This is a genomic window from Microbacterium paraoxydans, assembly GCF_019056515.1.
Classification (GTDB): Bacteria; Actinomycetota; Actinomycetes; order Actinomycetales; family Microbacteriaceae; genus Microbacterium.
This window is the reverse complement of record NZ_CP064873.1, coordinates 2,898,869-2,918,825: the sequence shown is the minus strand read 5'-3', so window position 1 is coordinate 2,918,825 and position 19,957 is coordinate 2,898,869. Positions and strand designations below refer to the sequence as shown.

The 19,957-nt window shown below is 66.9% G+C and carries 12 protein-coding genes and 3 rRNA genes; 10 read left to right on the top strand and 5 right to left on the bottom strand.

Annotated features, from left to right (window positions below; all coding sequences use genetic code 11):
* Nucleotides 1–12 precede the first annotated feature (12 nt).
* From IZR02_RS14345 to rrf, 6 genes are all read left to right on the top strand, one after another.
* On the top strand, nt 13–741 hold the full coding sequence (locus IZR02_RS14345) for a GntR family transcriptional regulator (RefSeq protein ID WP_025105510.1): 729 nt from the start codon (nt 13–15) through the stop codon (nt 739–741).
* Between the two features lie 153 nt (nt 742–894).
* Nucleotides 895–2,106, top strand: a complete 1,212-nt coding sequence (locus IZR02_RS14340; RefSeq protein WP_062765519.1) for an alpha-hydroxy acid oxidase — start codon at nt 895–897, stop codon at nt 2,104–2,106.
* A gap of 42 nt (nt 2,107–2,148) precedes the next feature.
* Nucleotides 2,149–3,501: an MFS transporter gene (locus IZR02_RS14335; protein ID WP_231729509.1), complete on the top strand. Its 1,353-nt coding sequence runs from the start codon at nt 2,149–2,151 to the stop codon at nt 3,499–3,501.
* A gap of 494 nt (nt 3,502–3,995) precedes the next feature.
* A 16S ribosomal RNA gene (locus IZR02_RS14330) occupies nt 3,996–5,520 on the top strand.
* 408 nt (nt 5,521–5,928) lie between these two features.
* Nucleotides 5,929–9,031, top strand: a 23S ribosomal RNA gene (locus IZR02_RS14325).
* A gap of 111 nt (nt 9,032–9,142) precedes the next feature.
* Nucleotides 9,143–9,259 (top strand): 5S ribosomal RNA (rrf, locus tag IZR02_RS14320).
* The 16S, 23S and 5S rRNA genes sit together here, the layout of an rRNA operon.
* Before the next feature lie 65 nt (nt 9,260–9,324).
* Here rrf and IZR02_RS14315 read toward each other — a convergent pair.
* Nucleotides 9,325–10,062 (bottom strand): IclR family transcriptional regulator, encoded by a 738-nt coding sequence (locus IZR02_RS14315; protein WP_025102625.1) that lies wholly within the window; start codon nt 10,060–10,062, stop codon nt 9,325–9,327.
* A gap of 94 nt (nt 10,063–10,156) precedes the next feature.
* On the opposite strand from IZR02_RS14315, the gene hutH reads away from it, so the two are divergent.
* Genes hutH through hutI form a run of 3 tightly spaced genes read left to right on the top strand, consistent with a single transcriptional unit; the run spans nt 10,157 to nt 14,512 of the window.
* Entirely contained in the window at nt 10,157–11,698 is a 1,542-nt protein-coding gene (hutH, locus tag IZR02_RS14310; RefSeq protein ID WP_062765516.1) for a histidine ammonia-lyase, read from the top strand.
* Nucleotides 11,691–13,349 carry a urocanate hydratase gene (gene hutU, locus IZR02_RS14305; protein WP_025102623.1) on the top strand — a complete coding sequence of 553 codons (1,659 nt, stop codon included), beginning with the start codon at nt 11,691–11,693 and terminating at the stop codon, nt 13,347–13,349. The genes hutH and hutU overlap by 8 nt, the downstream gene beginning before the upstream one ends.
* Complete coding sequence (gene hutI, locus IZR02_RS14300) at nt 13,346–14,512, top strand: imidazolonepropionase (protein ID WP_025102622.1); 1,167 nt, start codon at nt 13,346–13,348, stop codon at nt 14,510–14,512. The genes hutU and hutI overlap by 4 nt, the downstream gene beginning before the upstream one ends.
* Nucleotides 14,513–14,523: 11 nt before the next feature.
* Here hutI and IZR02_RS14295 read toward each other — a convergent pair whose 3' ends face one another.
* Nucleotides 14,524–15,438, bottom strand: a complete 915-nt coding sequence (locus tag IZR02_RS14295) for an agmatinase family protein (RefSeq protein ID WP_025102621.1) — start codon at nt 15,436–15,438, stop codon at nt 14,524–14,526.
* Between the two features lies 1 nt (nt 15,439).
* The gene (locus IZR02_RS14290) at nt 15,440–16,717 is read right to left on the bottom strand and encodes a DUF445 domain-containing protein (RefSeq protein ID WP_025102620.1); all 1,278 of its coding nucleotides are present in this window, start codon (nt 16,715–16,717) and stop codon (nt 15,440–15,442) included.
* A 36-nt stretch (nt 16,718–16,753) separates the two neighbouring features.
* On the opposite strand from IZR02_RS14290, the gene IZR02_RS14285 reads away from it, so the two are divergent.
* Nucleotides 16,754–17,026, top strand: a complete 273-nt coding sequence (locus IZR02_RS14285; RefSeq protein ID WP_025102619.1) for a metal-sensitive transcriptional regulator — start codon at nt 16,754–16,756, stop codon at nt 17,024–17,026.
* A gap of 20 nt (nt 17,027–17,046) precedes the next feature.
* On the opposite strand, the gene IZR02_RS14280 is transcribed toward IZR02_RS14285, so the two are convergent.
* Both IZR02_RS14280 and IZR02_RS14275 read right to left on the bottom strand, forming a co-directional pair.
* Nucleotides 17,047–18,435, bottom strand: a complete 1,389-nt coding sequence (locus IZR02_RS14280; protein ID WP_025102618.1) for an aspartate aminotransferase family protein — start codon at nt 18,433–18,435, stop codon at nt 17,047–17,049.
* A gap of 15 nt (nt 18,436–18,450) precedes the next feature.
* A complete protein-coding gene (locus tag IZR02_RS14275) occupies nt 18,451–19,935 on the bottom strand; it encodes a CoA-acylating methylmalonate-semialdehyde dehydrogenase (RefSeq protein ID WP_025102617.1) in 1,485 nt (494 codons plus the stop codon).
* Nucleotides 19,936–19,957: the final 22 nt, after the last annotated feature.

The window sequence follows — 19,957 nt, the reverse complement described above, 5'->3', positions numbered from 1 at the left end:
TAGGCTGAGGGCATGGACGCGACGCCCAGCGAATCCGGCTCGACCATGCACACGCATGCCGTCGACAGCCAGCGCCGTGCCGCGGCCCTCGGCGAGGGGAATCGGGTGCTGTCGCGTACGCAGAAGGTGTACGTGGCGCTCCGGGACGACATCGTCCGCACCCGGCTCGCCCCGGGTGAGGTCGTCATCGAACCCGAACTGGCCGCGCGGTTCGGGGTGTCGAAGACGCCGGTGCGGGAGGCTCTGCAGATCCTCGTCGTCGAGGGGCTCGTCGTCGCCCTTCCCCGACGGGGATACGTCGTCCGCCCGCTGGGTATCAACGAGGTGCGCGAGGTGCTCGACCTGCGGTTGATCATCGAACCGCCGATGGCCGCGAGTGCGACGCGCTACGGCAGCGAGGCCTTCATCGAGGAGCTCAGCTCGATCCTGGACGCGCAGCGCAGCGGCTCCGGCACGGCGGAGCTGACCGATGCGGCCCGGGCGTTCCACGAGTGCATCCTCGGTGCGGCGCGCAACGCTCGGGCGAAGACGCTCATGAGCGGCCTGTTCGACGAGACGACGCGGAGTCATCATCTGATCCCGGCGATCGATGCGCGCATCCACTCGGACGTCGAGAACAACGGTCACCAGCAGGTGCTCGAGGCGATCCGCACCGGCGATCCGCGGGCGGCCGAGGAGGCCATGCGCCGGCACCTCGTCGAGCTGCGGGAGTTCGTCCTCCAAGCTTTCCTCGAGGCCTGAACCACCCGCGCCTCGTCCTCGCGGCGTCATGAGCACTTCAGATATATCTCCGGAATATGCTTATTGTGCCCAAGATATTCGACGGCTATGGTGGTGCCGACACCGCGGTCGGCTCTTCGGCCTCGATGGGAGTTGCCGAGAGGATCCAGGTTGTTGCGACGTCGCATCCGCACCTTCACCGAGCTGTTGAGCTTCGCTCCGCCCGCCCTTCCCACCGAGGCGAAGCGCGTCGCCGAGGCGCGCTGTCTCGACGATCTGCGACGGCTCGCGAAGCGACGGGTGCCCGGATTCGTCTTCGACTACGTCGAGGGTGCCGCGGTGACCGAGCAGGCCGCTCGAGACAACGAGGCGGCCTTCGCCCGCCGGAGGTTCGTGCCCACGGTCACCGAGAGTGCCGCGGGGGCGACGCTCACCACCCGGCTGCTGGGACGCGAGCACGCGATGCCCATCGGCATCGCCCCGATCGGCCTCACCGCCCTCATGCGTGCGGCCGGCGAGACCGACGGGGTCCGTGCGGCCGCCAACCGCGACGTGCCGTTCGTGCTCTCCACGATGGGAACGCGGAGCATCGAGCACGTCGCCGCCGCCGCACCCGCCGCGCGGCGCTGGTTCCAGCTCTACCTGCGGCGCGATCGCGATGCGTCCCTCGCGCTCGTCGAGCGGGCCGCCGCGGCAGGGTTCGACACGCTCGTGCTGACGGTCGACACCCGGGTCCCGGGGCAGCGCTATCGCGACGACCGCAACCGACTTTCGATGCCGCCGCGTCTGACGCTGCGCACCGCCGTGCAGTCGGCACTGCGTCCCTCCTGGACCATCGATCTGCTGGCCCACGACGCGCCGGCCATGGCGAACTTCGGCCCGCGTTCCGGACGCGTCACCGACGTGGTGGGCAGCATGTTCGATCCCGCGCTGTCCTTGGACGACGTGCGCTGGCTACGGACACACTGGAGCGGGCCGATCGTCGTCAAGGGCGTGCTCTCCGCCGTCGACGCCGAACGCTTCATCGACGCCGGCGCGGATGCCATCTGGGTCTCCAACCACGGCGGTCGTCAGCTCGACCGCGCGATCGCGCCCATCGAGATCGTGGGCGCCGTGCGCGCCGCCGTCGGCGACGACGTGCCGATCCTGCTCGACTCCGGCATCCGCAGCGGCCTCGACGTGGTGGCCGCGATCGCGTGCGGAGCCGACTTCGTCTTCCTCGGCCGGGGCTACATGTACGGCCTGATGGCGGGCGGCCGGGTGGGGGTCGAGAGGGCGCTCGACCTGGTGGCGCACGAGACCCTGTCGACGATGCAGCTTCTCGGCGTGCGCACGACCGCCGAGCTGCGCGGCCGGGGGACCGCCGTCCTCGCGCCGACCGGATAGCCACGACCACGCCAGCACTTTTCAATGACGAAAGGACACCCCATGGCCCACGAACAGCAGCGCACCATGACCCCGCAGGCGAGGCGGGCGATCGCCGCCGCCTACTTCGGCACCCTCATCGAGTGGTATGACTACGCGCTCTACGGCGCCGCCGCCGGCCTGGTGATCGGCCCGCTCTTCTTCCCGGACGTCATCCCGGCATCCGCCTCGATGCTGGCCTTCGCGACCTTCGCCGTCGGCTTCGTGGTGCGGCCGCTCGGCGGCCTCATCATCTCCCACCTCGGGGATCGGGTCGGCCGGAAGCCGGCGATGATCCTGACCATCGTGCTCATGGGCATCGCGACCGTGGGGATCGGGCTCCTCCCGACCGCCGAGGCGATCGGGGTGGCGGCGCCGATCCTGCTGATCCTGTTCCGCTTCGTCCAGGGCTTCGGTGCCGGTGCGGAACTCGCGGGCGCGCTCACCCTCGTCGCCGAGTACGCCCCCGAGCGCCGCCGCGGCCGGGTCATCGGACTGGTCACCTCGGGCGCTCCCGGGGGCGCCTTCCTCGCGACGCTGGCCTTCACCTTCGCCTCGATGCTGCCCGGCGACGTGTTGCTGGGCGGGGCCTGGCGCATCCCGTTCCTGGTCTCCGCCGTGCTCTTCGTCCTCGCGCTGTGGATCCGTCGTCGCCTCGAGGAGACGCCCGAGTACCGGGCCGCGGTGACGAACGCCGAGCAGGCCGCGACGAAGGTGCCTCTGGCGGAGCTGTTCCGCCGCAGCCCCCGCGAGCTCGTCGTCGGCTTCTTCAGCGTGTGCGGCCACAACGTGACGAACTACGTGCTGAGCGCCTTCGCCCTCAGCTACCTCACACTGACGGTCGGGATGCCCCGGGTCCAGGCACTGGTCGCCGTGCTCGTCGCCTCGCTCCTCACCGCCTTCGCACCCGTCCTGGGCGGGATCGCGGTGGATCGCTTCGGCGCCAAGCGCGTTGTGATCTTCGGCTCTGTCGCCGGGATCGTCCTCACCTACCCGGTCTTCCTCTCGCTGCAGTCGGGCGACCCGGTGTGGGCGGCTCTCGGGATGACGGCGCTCGGCGTCATCGCGGTGGGGGCGACCGCGGCCTCCACCGGGACGTTCCTCACGAACCTCTTCCCGACGCGGTACCGCTTCACCGGCGTCGCGACGGCCAGGGAGCTGAACGGCGCCCTGGTCGCCGGACCCACCCCGCTCATCGCCACGGCGCTCGTCGCGGCCGCCGGGGGAGGCCTCTGGTTCGTGGTGCTGTTCGTCATCGGCGCCTGCCTGGTGTCGCTGCTGGCCGTCGTCGCGACGCCGAAGCGCGTCGGGGATCTGCAGCCCGAGGACCACTCCGACTCCTCCCGGTTCGCGCCGGCGGGAAGGGCCGTGGACTGAGGGGGCGGGCGACACGCCCGGGAATCAGCGGTGATTTGCCCGATGTCCGGAACCCACGTAAGTTATTACCTGTTCGCCCCAAACGGTTGAGCGGAGGTCCTCGGACCGGCTCCCGTCAAGCATCGAACACCTCCCGAATCCCACACACTCACAGAGTGAACAGGATGAAGGATGCTGATCCGCTCCCACGGTCAGGCCGAAGAAACTCGGACTTGACAACGGAAACGAGATCGGTAAGATAGAGAAGTTGCCCTGCGGGCCTGGCTGTGACGGCTGGGTCGTGGGAGCATCCGATCCTTGAGAACTCAACAGCGTGCACTTGTCAAATGCCAAATTATCCTCGTCTAGCTTCGGCTGGGTGAGAATTCCTTTGGATCAAAGACCAACCTCCTTTGTGGGGTTGGCAACGGATGAAGTCAGCAATGAATTCGTCTCTTTGGTCAGCATCAAACTCGCTGCGTTCCGGTTTTTCCCCGGTTCGTATGCATTTCTTTTTTACGGAGAGTTTGATCCTGGCTCAGGATGAACGCTGGCGGCGTGCTTAACACATGCAAGTCGAACGGTGAAGCAGGAGCTTGCTCTTGTGGATCAGTGGCGAACGGGTGAGTAACACGTGAGCAACCTGCCCCTGACTCTGGGATAAGCGCTGGAAACGGCGTCTAATACTGGATATGTGACGTGACCGCATGGTCTGCGTTTGGAAAGATTTTTCGGTTGGGGATGGGCTCGCGGCCTATCAGCTTGTTGGTGAGGTAATGGCTCACCAAGGCGTCGACGGGTAGCCGGCCTGAGAGGGTGACCGGCCACACTGGGACTGAGACACGGCCCAGACTCCTACGGGAGGCAGCAGTGGGGAATATTGCACAATGGGCGAAAGCCTGATGCAGCAACGCCGCGTGAGGGATGACGGCCTTCGGGTTGTAAACCTCTTTTAGCAGGGAAGAAGCGAAAGTGACGGTACCTGCAGAAAAAGCGCCGGCTAACTACGTGCCAGCAGCCGCGGTAATACGTAGGGCGCAAGCGTTATCCGGAATTATTGGGCGTAAAGAGCTCGTAGGCGGTTTGTCGCGTCTGCTGTGAAATCCCGAGGCTCAACCTCGGGCCTGCAGTGGGTACGGGCAGACTAGAGTGCGGTAGGGGAGATTGGAATTCCTGGTGTAGCGGTGGAATGCGCAGATATCAGGAGGAACACCGATGGCGAAGGCAGATCTCTGGGCCGTAACTGACGCTGAGGAGCGAAAGGGTGGGGAGCAAACAGGCTTAGATACCCTGGTAGTCCACCCCGTAAACGTTGGGAACTAGTTGTGGGGTCCATTCCACGGATTCCGTGACGCAGCTAACGCATTAAGTTCCCCGCCTGGGGAGTACGGCCGCAAGGCTAAAACTCAAAGGAATTGACGGGGACCCGCACAAGCGGCGGAGCATGCGGATTAATTCGATGCAACGCGAAGAACCTTACCAAGGCTTGACATATACGAGAACGGGCCAGAAATGGTCAACTCTTTGGACACTCGTAAACAGGTGGTGCATGGTTGTCGTCAGCTCGTGTCGTGAGATGTTGGGTTAAGTCCCGCAACGAGCGCAACCCTCGTTCTATGTTGCCAGCACGTAATGGTGGGAACTCATGGGATACTGCCGGGGTCAACTCGGAGGAAGGTGGGGATGACGTCAAATCATCATGCCCCTTATGTCTTGGGCTTCACGCATGCTACAATGGCCGGTACAAAGGGCTGCAATACCGTGAGGTGGAGCGAATCCCAAAAAGCCGGTCCCAGTTCGGATTGAGGTCTGCAACTCGACCTCATGAAGTCGGAGTCGCTAGTAATCGCAGATCAGCAACGCTGCGGTGAATACGTTCCCGGGTCTTGTACACACCGCCCGTCAAGTCATGAAAGTCGGTAACACCTGAAGCCGGTGGCCTAACCCTTGTGGAGGGAGCCGTCGAAGGTGGGATCGGTAATTAGGACTAAGTCGTAACAAGGTAGCCGTACCGGAAGGTGCGGCTGGATCACCTCCTTTCTAAGGAGCATCTGACGCTTCGGCGTCCAGAACCCAGATCGAAGGCACACGTTCTTCGCTGGGAGCTCATGGGTGGAACATTTGACATGGCATCGAGATTGTTTCTCTGATTAGTACGCAGCTTGCTGCAGGAACGTTGGGGGGATGGGTTTCGGTGCCTGCACGCTGTTGGGTCCTGAGGGACCGGATGCGGGTCTTTCGGGATCTGGTCTGTACCTCTGGGCCTCTTGTTGTCTCTCCGGTTGGGGAGGTGGTGAGGGGTACCGCCCGTACTTTGAGAACTACACAGTGGACGCGAGCATCTTGCAACTGGTCTTTGATCAGTTGCGCAAGATGATCTTAAAGATCATTAGTCAATTTCTGATTCAGTCTTCGGACTGGTCGGGTTTTTGATTCAAACTCATGTGATTTCAAGTCTTTAAGAGCAAACGGTGGATGCCTTGGCATCTGGAGCCGAAGAAGGACGTAGCAATCTGCGATAAGCCTCGGGGAACTGATAAGCAAGTTTTGATCCGAGGGTGTCCGAATGGGGAAACCCCGCTGGGCGGCGTGCCGACCTAGTGACTCCCGCCTGAATATATAGGGCGGGTAGAGGGAACGTGGGGAAGTGAAACATCTCAGTACCCACAGGAAGAGAAAGCAACCGCGATTCCGTTAGTAGTGGCGAGCGAAACCGGATCAGGCTAAACCGAGTGTGTGTGATATCCGGCAGGAGTTGCATATTCGGGGTTGTGGGACTCACCAGTCAGTTCTGCCGAGCTGGCGACGTTACAGAAGCGTATAGACGAACGGTCTTGAAAGGCCGGTCATAGAGGGTGCCAACCCCGTAGTCGAAATGCGTGTTCTGGCGTGGAGAGTATCCCAAGTAGCACGGGGCCCGTGAAATCCCGTGTGAATCTGTCAGGACCACCTGATAAGCCTAAATACTCCCAGATGACCGATAGCGGACAAGTACCGTGAGGGAAAGGTGAAAAGTACCCCGGGAGGGGAGTGAAATAGTACCTGAAACCGTTTGCTTACAAACCGTTGGAGCACCCCTGGTAGGTGTGACAGCGTGCCTTTTGAAGAATGAGCCTGCGAGTTAGCGATATGTGGCGAGGTTAACCCGTGTGGGGTAGCCGTAGCGAAAGCGAGTCTGAATAGGGCGATTCAGTCGCATGTCCTAGACCCGAAGCGAAGTGATCTATCCATGGCCAGGTTGAAGCGACGGTAAGACGTCGTGGAGGACCGAACCCACTTAGGTTGAAAACTGAGGGGATGAGCTGTGGATAGGGGTGAAAGGCCAATCAAACTTCGTGATAGCTGGTTCTCTCCGAAATGCATTTAGGTGCAGCGTTGCGTGTTTCTTGCCGGAGGTAGAGCTACTGGATGGCCGATGGGCCCTACAAGGTTACTGACGTCAGCCAAACTCCGAATGCCGGTAAGTGAGAGCGCAGCAGTGAGACTGTGGGGGATAAGCTTCATAGTCGAGAGGGAAACAACCCAGACCACCAACTAAGGTCCCAAAGCGCGTGCTAAGTGGGAAAGGATGTGGAGTTGCTCTGACAACCAGGAGGTTGGCTTAGAAGCAGCCACCCTTGAAAGAGTGCGTAATAGCTCACTGGTCAAGTGATTCCGCGCCGACAATGTAACGGGGCTCAAGCACGCCACCGAAGTTGTGGCATTGACATTATTGGTAGGCCTTCGTGGTCCAGCCGTGTTGATGGGTAGGAGAGCGTCGTGTGGCCAGCGAAGCGGCGGTGGAAACCAGCCGTGGAGGCTACACGAGTGAGAATGCAGGCATGAGTAGCGAATGACGTGTGAGAAACACGTCCTCCGAAAGACCAAGGGTTCCAGGGTCAAGCTAATCTTCCCTGGGTAAGTCGGGACCTAAGGCGAGGCCGACAGGCGTAGTCGATGGACAACGGGTTGATATTCCCGTACCGGCGAAGAACCGCCCAAGCTAATCCAGTGGTGCTAAACGTCCGAGCCTTCACATCGTCGCCTTCGGGTGACACCGTGGAGGGGAGCACGTGACCCCATGCTGGTGCGGTTAGCGTATTAACAGGTGTGACGCAGGAAGGTAGTCCAAGCCAGGCGATGGTTGTCCTGGTGCAAGTGCGTAGGCCGAGTCGTAGGCAAATCCGCGACTCATACAGGCTGAGACACGATGCGGATAAAAAGTGGATGATCCTATGCTGCCGAGAAAAGCATCGACGCGAGGTTCTAGCCGCCCGTACCCCAAACCGACTCAGGTGGTCAGGTAGAGAATACCAAGGAGATCGAGAGAATCGTGGTTAAGGAACTCGGCAAAATGCCCCCGTAACTTCGGGAGAAGGGGGGCCTTCGACGTATTAGGACTTGCTCCGAAAGCGTTTGGAGGCCGCAGAGACTAGTGGGTAGCGACTGTTTACTAAAAACACAGGTCCGTGCCAAGTCGCAAGACGATGTATACGGACTGACGCCTGCCCGGTGCTGGAAGGTTAAGAGGACCGGTTAGCCGCAAGGCGAAGCTGAGAATTTAAGCCCCAGTAAACGGCGGTGGTAACTATAACCATCCTAAGGTAGCGAAATTCCTTGTCGGGTAAGTTCCGACCTGCACGAATGGCGTAACGACTTCCCAACTGTCTCAACCGCGAACTCGGCGAAATTGCATTACGAGTAAAGATGCTCGTTACGCGCAGCAGGACGGAAAGACCCCGTGACCTTTACTACAGCTTGGTATTGGTGTTCGGTGTGGCTTGTGTAGGATAGGTGGGAGACTTTGAAGCGGTGACGCCAGTTACCGTGGAGTCATTGTTGAAATACCACTCTGGTCACTCTGGATATCTAACTTCGAACCGTAATCCGGTTCAGGGACAGTGCCTGGTGGGTAGTTTAACTGGGGCGGTTGCCTCCCAAAAAGTAACGGAGGCGCCCAAAGGTTCCCTCAACCTGGTTGGCAATCAGGTGGCGAGTGTAAGTGCACAAGGGAGCTTGACTGTGAGACTGACAGGTCGAGCAGGGACGAAAGTCGGGACTAGTGATCCGGCAGTGGCTTGTGGAAGCGCTGTCGCTCAACGGATAAAAGGTACCTCGGGGATAACAGGCTGATCTTGCCCAAGAGTCCATATCGACGGCATGGTTTGGCACCTCGATGTCGGCTCGTCGCATCCTGGGGCTGGAGTAGGTCCCAAGGGTTGGGCTGTTCGCCCATTAAAGCGGTACGCGAGCTGGGTTTAGAACGTCGTGAGACAGTTCGGTCCCTATCCGCTGCGCGCGTAGGAAGTTTGAGAGGATCTGACCCTAGTACGAGAGGACCGGGTTGGACGAACCTCTGGTGTGTCAGTTGTTCCGCCAGGAGCACCGCTGATTAGCTACGTTCGGGATGGATAACCGCTGAAAGCATCTAAGCGGGAAGCCGGCCTCAAGATGAGACTTCCATACCTTCGGGTGAGAGGCTCCCAGCCAGACTACTGGGTTGATAGGCCAGATGTGGAAGCACGGTAACGTGTGCAGCTGACTGGTACTAATAAGCCGATGACTTGATAACACACCGTTTGTTGGTGCTTGCGTCCACTGAGTGGTTCTCGATGTACGGTCGAGAACTACCTTCAACAATGATTCATCATTGCTTTAGGTTTGATTGAAACATCAATAGTGTTTCGGCGGCCATAGCGTGAGGGAAACGCCCGGTCACATTCCGAACCCGGAAGCTAAGCCTCACAGCGCCGATGGTACTGCAGGGGGGACCCTGTGGGAGAGTAGGACACCGCCGGACTCCTTTTAGTCAAGAAGGCCACCCAATGCTGGGTGGCCTTCTTGCGTTAACGCGCAGGTGCCGCGTCAGCGGGCCAGACGCGCCTCGAGCGTCGCCGCTGTCTCGCGCACCGCGTTCGCCAATACGACCTCCGCACCGTCGGCGTCGGCCCAGGTGACCGCGACCGCGGCGACCGGCCAGCCGGCGACGTCGCGCACGACGGCGCCCACCGAACGCAGACCTTCCGCGACCTCCCCGTCCTCCGTCGCATACCCCCGAGAGCGTACGTCCCGGAGGAGTTCGCGCAGCTCCCCGGGGTGGCGGGGACCTCGTCCGGTGCGGTCGGAGAATGCCGACGCCGCCGGGTACAGCGCGCGTACCTGTTCGCGGGGGAGAGCGGCGAGCATCGCCCGCCCGGTCGCCGTCAGGTGCGCGGGGAGGCGCACGCCGACGTCGGTCACCAGGGCGGGCCGCCGCGGCGCGCGCTCTTCGACGATGTAGAGCACATCCCCGCCGCTCATGACCGCCAGGTGCGCGCTCTCCCCGAGCTGGTCGGAGAGAGCGGCGATGAGCGGCCGGCCGAGTCGCGCCAACGGCTGCTGCCGTGCATAGCCCCCCGCCAGCTCGAACGCCGATGTCCCGAGCCCCCACCGGCGCTCCTCCCGGAGGTGGAGCACGAAGCCGTGGGCAGCGAGCGTGCGCAGCAGGTGATAGACCGTCGATCGCGGAAGAGCCAGCTCGCGGGCGATCGCGGACGCGGCCACCGGCGCCGGCCGGCCCGCCAAGTAGCTCAGGATGCGCAGGGTCTGCGCCGCGGCAGGCACCTTGGCGTCAGCGGTCTCGGAGATGTCTGGGATCACAGACACAGGTTGCCACGAAGCCGTGTGCACGTCGACCCCGCGGGTGTGGAATCGAGACATGAGCGATCCAGCCCCTGTCCTCGTCGGCGCCGCCCCTCTCTCCCCGGCGGAGGTCGTCCGCGTCGTCCGTCACGATGCGCCCGTCGTCGTCGACCCTACGGCGCTGGCCAGGGTCGCCGAGACCCGGCGAGTGATCGACGGCCTCGCCGCGGACCCGCACCCGCACTACGGGGTGTCCACGGGCTTCGGCGCGTTGGCGACGACGTTCATCGCTCCGGAACGGCGACTGCAGTTGCAGGCGAGTCTCATCCGCTCCCACGCCGCGGGAACCGGCGCCGAGGTCGAGCGGGAGGTCGTACGCGGGCTCCAGCTGCTGCGCCTGCAGACGCTCGCGTCCGGCCGCACCGGGGTTCGCCCCGTCGTGGTCGAGACGTACGCCGCGCTGCTCAACGCGGGCATCGTGCCGGTGGTCCGCGAGTACGGCTCGCTGGGGTGTTCCGGGGATCTCGCGCCCCTTGCCCACATCGCCCTCGCGGCCATGGGCGAGGGCGATGTGCGTGACAGCGCGGGCCGGCTCATCCCGGCGGCCGACGCCCTCGCGGACGCCGGCATCGCACCGCTCACGCTCGTGGAGAAGGAGGGCCTCGCCCTCATCAACGGCACGGACGGGATGCTCGGCACGCTGGTGCTCGCGCTCCACGACCTGGAGACGCTGCTCCTGACGGCGGATGTGGCGGCGGCGATGTCGGTGGAGTCGCAGCTCGGCACCGATGCGGTGTTCGCCGCCGATCTCATGGCGCTGCGTCCGCAGGCGGGGCAGGCGGTATCCGCCGGTCACCTCCGGGCGCTGCTCGCCGGGTCGCCGATGGTCGCGAGCCACAAGGGCCCGGAAGACGGCCGTGTCCAGGACGCGTACTCCCTGCGCTGCTCGCCGCAGGTGCACGGCGCCGCGCGCGACACGCTCGGGTATGCCGAAATGATCGCGGAGCGCGAGCTCTCCAGCGTCATCGACAACCCGATCATCACCCTCGACGGCCGCATCGAGTCGAACGGCAACTTCCACGGGGCGCCCGTCGCGGCGGTCCTCGACTTCCTGGCGATCTCGATCGCCGACGTCGCCTCCGTGTCCGAGCGGCGCACCGACCGCGCGCTGGATCCGGCCCGCAGTCACGGGCTCCCGCCGTTCCTCGCGGCGGAGGTCGGGGTCGATTCCGGGCTGATGATCGCGCAGTACGCGGCGGCCGGCATCGTCTCGGAGCTCAAGCGTCTCGCGGTTCCCGCCTCGGTCGACTCCATCCCCTCCTCGGCGATGCAGGAGGACCACGTCTCGATGGGCTGGGCCGCAGCGCGGAAGCTGCGTCGGGCGATCGACGGCCTCTCCCGCGTCCTCGCGATCGAGATCCTCACCGCCGCCCGCGCGCTGGATCTCCGCGCGCCGCTCGAGGCGGGCCCGGCGACCGGCGCCGTGCGCGATCTCATCCGCACGGTCGCCGCCGGCCCCGGCCCTGACCGCCACCTCTCGCCCGAGATGGAAGCCGTGACCGCCCTCGTCCAGTCGGGTGCCATCGCCCGTGTCGCAAAGGAGCACATGCATGACTGAGGAGAACGCAGCGCGCACGGTACGCGCAGCCCGCGGTGCCGAGCGCACCGCCAAGAGCTGGGGCGCCGAGGCGGCCAAGCGCATGCTCATGAACAACCTCGATCCCGAGGTCGCCGAGCACCCCGAAGACCTGGTGGTCTACGGGGGGACGGGCAAGGCGGCACGCAGCTGGGCGGCGTACGAGGCGATCGTCCGCACGCTCGACGAGCTGGAGCCGGATGAGACGCTGCTCGTCCAGTCCGGCAAGCCGGTGGGCGTGTTCCGCACCCACGAGTGGGCGCCGCGCGTGCTCATCGCCAACTCGAACCTCGTCGGCGACTGGGCGACCTGGCCGGAGTTCCGCCGTCTGGAGGAGCTGGGACTGACCATGTACGGCCAGATGACCGCGGGCTCCTGGATCTACATCGGCACGCAGGGCATCCTGCAGGGGACGTACGAGACGTTCGCCGCGGTCGCCCGTTCGCTCGGGCGCGATTCTCTGCGGGGGACGCTGACACTGACGGCCGGTGCGGGCGGGATGGGCGGGGCGCAGCCCCTCGCCGTGACCCTCAACGAGGGCGCGGTCCTGATCGTGGACGTCGACGAGACGCGGCTGGCCCGCCGTGTGGAGCATCGGTACCTCGACGAGTACACCACCGACCTCGATGCGGCGGTGGCCCGGGTCGTCGCGGCGAAGGAGGCCGGTCACGCCCTCTCGGTCGGCGTCGTGGGCAATGCCGCGGAGATCTTCCCCGAGCTCCTGCGCCGGGGCGTGCCGATCGACGTGGTCACCGACCAGACCAGCGCCCACGACCCCCTCGCGTACCTGCCGATCGGTGTCGACGTGGCCCGGTGGAAGGAGGAGGCGGCGCGCGATCCCGAGGAGTTCACCCGGCGGTCGAGGGAGTCCATGGCCGCCCACGTCGCCGCGATGGTCGGCTTCCAGGACGCGGGGGCGGCGGTCTTCGACTACGGCAACTCGATCCGCGCGGAGGCGCAGCTCGGCGGCTTCGACCGGGCGTTCGCGTTCCCCGGATTCGTCCCCGCCTACATCCGCCCGCAGTTCGAGGAAGGGCGAGGACCGTTCCGCTGGGTGGCGCTGTCCGGAGACCCGGAGGACATCTTCAAGACGGACCGCGCGATCGCTGAGCTCTTCCCCGAGGACACCGCCCTGCACCGCTGGCTCGACAAGGCGGGGTCGGCCGTCCACTTCGAGGGCCTGCCGGCGCGTATCTGCTGGCTCGGCTACCAGGAGCGGCACCTCGCCGGACTCAAGTTCAACGAGATGGTCGCCTCGGGAGAACTGTCCGCGCCGATCGTCATCGGCCGCGACCACCTCGACTCCGGTTCCGTCGCGTCGCCGTACCGCGAGACCGAGGCGATGAAGGACGGTTCCGACGCGATCGCCGACTGGCCGCTGCTCAACGCCCTCCTCAACACCGCCTCCGGGGCGTCGTGGGTGTCGCTGCACCACGGCGGCGGGGTGGGGATCGGACGCTCGATCCACGCCGGGCAGGTCACGGTGGCGGACGGTTCGGCCCTCGCGGCGGAGAAGCTCGCCCGGGTGCTGACGAACGACCCCGGCACCGGTGTCATGCGACACGTGGACGCCGGGTACGACCACGCCAAGGAGGTCGCCCGCGACCGCGGACTGAAGGTGCCGATGCTGTGACGACGACGCTCATCTCCGGGATCGGGGAGCTGACGACCAACGTCGCCGCCGGGGGCGACCCGACCGGCACGCTCCGCGAGGCGGCCGTGCTGATCGACGGCGCGCGGATCGCGTGGGTGGGCTCGTCCGCCACGGCTCCCGCGGCCGATGAGGTCGTCGACGCCGGGGGTCGGGCCGTGATCCCCGGATTCGTCGACAGCCACAGCCACCTCGTCTGCGGCGGCGATCGGGCGGCGGAGTTCGAGGCGCGCATGGCGGGGCAGCCGTACGCCGCCGGCGGCATCCGCTCGACGGTGCAGGCGACGCGGGCGGCGACCGACGACGAGCTCCGCGCCCGACTGCACGGGTTCGTCGAGGAGCTGCGGACGCAGGGCACCACCACGGTCGAGATCAAGAGCGGCTACGGTCTCGCCGTCGCGGAGGAGGAGCGCCTCGTGCGCCTCGCCGCCGAGGTGACGCCGGAGGTCACGTTCCTCGGTGCGCACGTGGTCCCGGTCGAGTATGCCGACGATCCCGATGCCTATGTCGACCTCGTGGTGGGGCCGATGCTCGACGCCTGCGCCCCGCACTCCCGGTGGATCGACGTCTTCTGCGAGACCGGCGCCTTCACGGTGGCGCAGTCACGGCGGATCCTGGAGGCGGGCATCACCCGGGGTCTCGCTCCTCGGGTGCATGCGAGCCAGCTCGGTCCGGGCGACGGTGTGCGGATGGCGGTCGAACTGGGGGCGGCATCGGTGGATCACGGCACCTACCTCACCGACGCGGACATCGCCGCGCTCGCCGCATCGGACACGGTGCTCACGCTGCTGCCCGGCGTGGAGTTCTCCACGCGCCAGCCCTATCCGGATGCGCGCAGACTCCTCGACGCGGGCGTGACGGTCGCGCTGGCGTGCGACACGAACCCGGGGTCCAGCTTCACATCGTCCATGGCCTTCTGCATCGCCATCGCCGTGCGGGACATGGGTATGACCACGGCGGAGGCGGTCTGGGCCGCCACCGCCGGTGGGGCGCGGGCACTCCGGCGCGACGACATCGGCCGGATCGCCCCCGGCGCGCGCGCCGACCTCGTGCTGCTCGACGCCCCCTCCCGCGTGCATCTGGCGTATCGCCCGGGTGTGCCGCTGGTGCAGCGCGTCTGGAAGGATGGCCTCGCGGTCGTGTGAGGCCGCTCGGGCTAGCGAGCCGCGAGGCCGGCGAGCAGCTCGAGCACGCAGAGGGCAGCGAGTCGCACGGTGCGGGCGTCCTCCGCGTCCGCGGTCGCGTCGACCTCGGCGATGTCGGCGCTCACGACCCGCGGATCAGCGGCGACCGCCCGGGTGAGGGCGCGCAGCTCCCACGCCGCCAGGCCTCCGGGGACGCTGGCCGGGCAGCCGGGTGCGACCGCGCGGTCGCAGACGTCCACGTCGATGTCGAGGTGTACCCGGGCGCCGTCGCCCGCGCCCGCGACCTCGACCGCCTCGGCCACGACATCGGCGATGCCGCGACGGCGCACGTCGTCGAGGGTGATGACCCGGATGCCCCAGTCCGCCGCGCGCCGGGCGTAGGCGGCGGAGTTCGCGAAGTCGGCGAGGCCGATCTGCACGATGCGGGTGGGGTCGACGCGGGCCGTCGGGACGCCTGCCGCGGCGGGGACGTCCTCGACGAGTCGCCGCACCGGGGTGCCGTTGGAGACGCCGTCGCGCAGGTCGAAGTGGGCGTCGAACGTGATCAGGCCCGTCGCCCGGGCGCCGAGCGCGACCGGGTAGGTGAGGGAGTTGTCGCCGCCGAGGGCGATGACGAGGTCTGAGGCGTCCGCCAGCTCCCGGACCCGCTCGATCGTCCGCGCCTCTCCCGCGTCGCCGTCCGGCTCCGGCACGTCCCCGGCGTCCGCGATGCGGAGCACCTCGTCCAGATCGATCGTCGGTGGGCCGAGGACCGTCGTGCCGTAGCGGGGGAGCGCCTCGCGGATCGCGGCCGGAGTCGCGTGCGCCCCGGTCGGGGACAGAGAGGTGCGCCAGGTCGGGACGCCGAGGAGCACCGCATCGGCTGTGCCCTCGAACGCGGGCCAGGCGCCGGCACGCGGCCAGAGCGGATCGTGGGACAGCGCCATGTCAGACTCCCGGGATCAGGGCGTGGGCGACGGTGAAGATCGCGAGGCCGGCGAGGGCGCCGACGACGGTGCCGTTGAGGCGGATGTACTGCAGGTCGCGGCCGACCATGAGCTCGATCTTCTCGGTGGTCTCGGCGGGATCCCAGCGCTCCACGGTGTCGGTGATGATCGAGGCGATGTCGTGCCGGTACCGGTCGACGAGGAAGACAGCCGCATCGGAGACCCACGTGTCGACGCGGCTCTGCAGGGCGGCGTCGGTCGTGAGCCGCTCGCCGACCTCCTGCAGCGCCTGCACGGCGCGACGGCGCAGCCCGCTCTCCGGGTCGGCGAGGGAGGTGAGGAGTCCGTTCTTGGCGGTGTTCCACGCCTCTGCGGCGAGGGCGCCGACGCGCGGGCTGTCGAAGAGCGCGGCCTTGGCGTTCTCCAGCTTCTCGCGCGTCGCGGGATCGTTCTGCAGGGCGTCCGCGAGGCGGGACAGGTACCCGTCGATCGCGAGGCGGGCCGGATGCCGCGGGTCGGCCTGCACGGCGCGGACGAACTTGACCGCCTCGTTGTACACCGTGTCGTCGATGAGGCGGTGCGCGATCTTCGGCATCCATCCGGGGAGGCGCCGGGAGACGAGTCCGGTGAAGGAGGCCGCGTTGGCGTCGAGCCATCGCCCGATGCTGTCCACCGCGAGGTCGACGGCACCGTGGTGCGCCTCCGCCTCCACGATCTTCTCCAGCCACGCTCCGGCGGGCGGCCCCCACTCCGGCGCGACGAGATGCTCGCGCGCGAGGTCGGCGAGGAGATCGCGCACGTCGTCGTCGCTCAGGGCGTTCAGCACGGCCGTCGCGACCGTCGCCCCCTCGGCCGCCACGCGCTCGGCATGCGGGGTCTCCCGGAGCCACTCCCCGGCGCGGAGAGCGATCGCGGTGCTGGTCAGCTTGGTGCGCACGACGTCGGCGGCGAGGAAGTTCGTCTCCACGAACTCGCCCAGCGTGCGGCCGATCTCGTCCTTGCGGTTCGGGATGATCGCGGTGTGCGGGATGGGCAGGCCGAGCGGACGGCGGAACAGCGCGGTCACCGCGAACCAGTCCGCCAGCGCGCCGACCATGCCGCCCTCCGCCGCGGCGCGGACGTACGCGAGCCCGCCGACCCGCTCCTGGAACGCGAAGGCGACGACGAAGGCGAGGGCCATGAAGATCAGCGCCCCGAGCGCGACGGCCTTCATCCGCCGCAGCGCGCGCCGGCGCTCCTGGTCGGCGACGGAGAGCAGCGTCGTGGGTGTTCGCGGCATGACGTCATCCTTTCACGGGGCGAGTAGCCTCGATACGTGATCGAAGACATCAAGAAGCGCGCCCTGCACCGCACCAGCATCCTCGAGGGTCAGATGCGCGGCGTCGCGCGGATGATCGAGAACGAGGAGTACTGCATGGACATCATCACGCAGTCCCGCGCGATCCAGCGCTCCCTCGAGTCGCTCAACCGTCTGCTGCTGGAGAACCACCTGCGCACGCACGTCACCCACATGTTCGAGGACGGTGGCGAGGAGCGCGACAAGGCCGTCGGCGAGCTCCTCAAGGCGTTCGACTTCGACCGCAAGTAGCGGCCGGCGGGGGACGCCTCTCAGCCGACCGCGTACCCGTCGGCGACCGCCAGCGCCTCCTCGATCGCTGCCAACCCCCGCACCAGCTCCGCCTCCTCGATCACCAGCGGCGGAGCGATGTGCACGCGGTGGAAGTGCGTGAAAGGCCAGACCCCTGCCCGCTTCGCGGCGGCGGCGAACGCCGTCATCGGGGCGGCGTCGGCACCGCTCGCGTTGAACGGCACCAGCGGCTCCCTGGTCTGCTGATCCCGCACGAGCTCCACCGCCCAGAACAGCCCGCGACCGCGCACCTCGCCCACGCTCGGATGCGACTGCGCCCACGAGCGCAGGGTCGGACCGACGACCCGCTCGCCGAGGTCGCGCACCCGTTCCAGGATGCCGTCGCGGCGGAACACCTCGAACGTGGCCACACCGGCCGCGCAGGCGAGAGGGTGCCCGGAGTACGTCAGTCCGCCCGCGAACGGGACGGTGTCGAAGGCCGCCGCGATGCGGTCGGAGATCACGACGCCGCCGAGGGGCACGTAGCCCGAGTTCACGCCCTTCGCGAAGGTGATCAGGTCGGGGCGGCCCTCGAAGGCATCGATCCCGAACCACTCGCCGAGCCGGCCGAATCCCACCATCACCTCGTCCGCGATGAAGACGATCCCGTAGCGATCGCAGAGCGCGCGTACCCCGGGCAGATAGCCGGGCGGCGGAAGCAGCACGCCGTTGGTGCCGACGACCGTCTCGACGATGATCGCGGCGATGGTCTGCGGTCCCTCGAGCTGGATGGTCTGCTCCAGATGCGCGAGGGCGCGCTCCGTCTCCTGCTCGGTCGTCTCGCTGTGGAACGGGGAGCGGTAGAGGTACGGTCCGAAGAACCGCACGGCCCCGGTGTCCGTGACGTCGTTCGCCCAGCGGCGCGGGTCGCCGGTGAGGGAGATCGCGGTCGCGGTCGAGCCGTGGTAGCTGCGGTACATCGACAGCACCTTCCGGCGGCCCGTGGCCTGCCGGGCCATGCGCACCGCGTACTCGTTCGCCTCCGCGCCGCCATTCGTGAAGAACACCTTCTCGAACCCGTCGGGAGCGACCTCGGCGATGAGACGGGCGAGCTCCCCGCGCACATCGTTGGCCATCGACGGCTGGATGGTCGCGAGCCGCCCGGCCTGCTGCTGGATCGCGGCGACGAGGTCCGGGTGCTGGTGGCCGAGGTTGAGGTTCACCAGCTGGCTGGAGAAGTCGAGGTAGGCGGTGCCCTCGTAGTCCCAGAACGTCGAGCCCCGACCGGTGGCGACCGGCAGCGGGTCGATCAGCGCCTGCGCGCTCCAGGAGTGGAAGACATGGGCGCGGTCGTCGGCGCGCACCTGCGCCTCGGCGTCCGAGGCGGGGAGCGGGAAGGTGAGTCCGTGGCGGTCGGTGAAGGTCGTCATCGTGATCGCTCCTCGTCAGTGGTTGCTCGGGAAGCCGAGGTCGATCTGCGACGGGGTGTGGTCGGGCCACCGCGTCGTCACGACCTTTGACCGCGTGTAGAAGTGCACCGACTCCGGGCCGTAGATGTGCGCGTCGCCGAAGAGCGAGTCCTTCCACCCGCCGAACGAGTATGCGCCGATGGGCACCGGGATCGGGACGTTGACGCCGACCATGCCGACCTCGATGTCGAACTCGTACTGCCGCGCCGTCCCGCCGTCGCGCGTGAAGATCGCGGTCCCGTTGCCGTAGGCGTTCGCGTTGACGAGCGCGACCGCCTCCGCGTAGGAGCCCACGCGCACGACGGACAGGACCGGGCCGAAGATCTCGTCGTCGTAGACGCGCATGCCGGGTGTGACGTCGTCGATCAGGCTCACCCCGAGGAAGAAGCCGTCGCCGTCGAACGGCTTGGTGGTGCCGTCGACGACGACCGTGGCGCCCTCGCCGGGAGCTTCCGTGACGTAGGAGGCGACCCGGTCACGGTGCTCCGCAGTGATGAGGGGCCCCATCTCGCTCGCCGGGTCCGTGCCGGGGCCGATCGAGAGGCCGTCGATGCGGCGGGCGACCGCGGCGACGAGGTCGTCGGCGATGTCGCCCACCGCCACGAGCACGGACACCGCCATGCAGCGTTCGCCCGCGGAGCCGTAGGCCGCGGAGACGGCGGCGTCGGCGGCCGCGTCGATGTCGGCGTCGGGCATTACGACCATGTGGTTCTTCGCGCCGCCGAGCGCCTGCACCCGCTTCCCGGCGGCGGACGCCCGTCCGTAGATCGAGCGGGCGATCGGGGTCGACCCGACGAAGCTCACCGCCTGCACCTGCGGGGAGCCGAGGAGCGCGTCGACGGCCTCCCGGTCGCCGTGCACGACGTTGAGGACGCCGTCCGGGAGACCGGCCTCGCGGAACAGCCGTGCGAGCCAGACCGCCGCGGACGGATCCTTCTCGCTGGGCTTGAGGACGACGGTGTTGCCGCACGCGATGGCGGAGGCGACCATCCACAGCGGCACCATGACCGGGAAGTTGAACGGGGTGATGGCCGCGACCACGCCGACCGGCTGCTTCACGGAGTGCACGTCGACCCCGCGGGCGACCTGCTCGCTGCGCTCGCCCTTGAGCAGGTGCACGAGCCCCGCGGCGAACTCGACGTTCTCGATGCCCCGGGACACCTCGCCGGCCGCGTCGGACAGGACCTTCCCGTGCTCGGACGTGACGATGGCGGCGAGCTCGTCCGTCCGTTCCTTGAGGAGCTGACGGAGCCGGAAGAAGACGTCGGCGCGTTTGATGAGGCTCGTCTCCCGCCACGCCGGCAGGGCGGCAGCAGCGGCGGCCACCGCGGCGTCGACCTCGGTGGCCGAGGCCAGTGCGACCTCTTTCGTGACGGCACCTGTCGCCGGGTCGAAGACGGGGCCGCGGCGCGCCGCCTCGGCGGTCTCGGTGCCGTTGATGACGTGACGGACGATGTCCACGGGTGCTCCTTCGCAGAGGGGA

What these genes read in the sequence shown, in the direction of transcription:
- hutH (WP_062765516.1), top strand. Translation starts at nt 10,157, where the DNA reads ATGAGCGATCCAGCCCCTGTCCTCGTCGGCGCCGCCCCTCTCTCCCCG.
- IZR02_RS14280 (WP_025102618.1), bottom strand. Translation starts at nt 18,435, where the DNA reads ATGACGACCTTCACCGACCGCCACGGACTCACCTTCCCGCTCCCCGCC.
- IZR02_RS14295 (WP_025102621.1), bottom strand. Translation starts at nt 15,438, where the DNA reads ATGGCGCTGTCCCACGATCCGCTCTGGCCGCGTGCCGGCGCCTGGCCC.
- IZR02_RS14345 (WP_025105510.1), top strand. Translation starts at nt 13, where the DNA reads ATGGACGCGACGCCCAGCGAATCCGGCTCGACCATGCACACGCATGCC.
- IZR02_RS14335 (WP_231729509.1), top strand. Translation starts at nt 2,149, where the DNA reads ATGGCCCACGAACAGCAGCGCACCATGACCCCGCAGGCGAGGCGGGCG.
- hutU (WP_025102623.1), top strand. Translation starts at nt 11,691, where the DNA reads ATGACTGAGGAGAACGCAGCGCGCACGGTACGCGCAGCCCGCGGTGCC.
- IZR02_RS14290 (WP_025102620.1), bottom strand. Translation starts at nt 16,717, where the DNA reads ATGCCGCGAACACCCACGACGCTGCTCTCCGTCGCCGACCAGGAGCGC.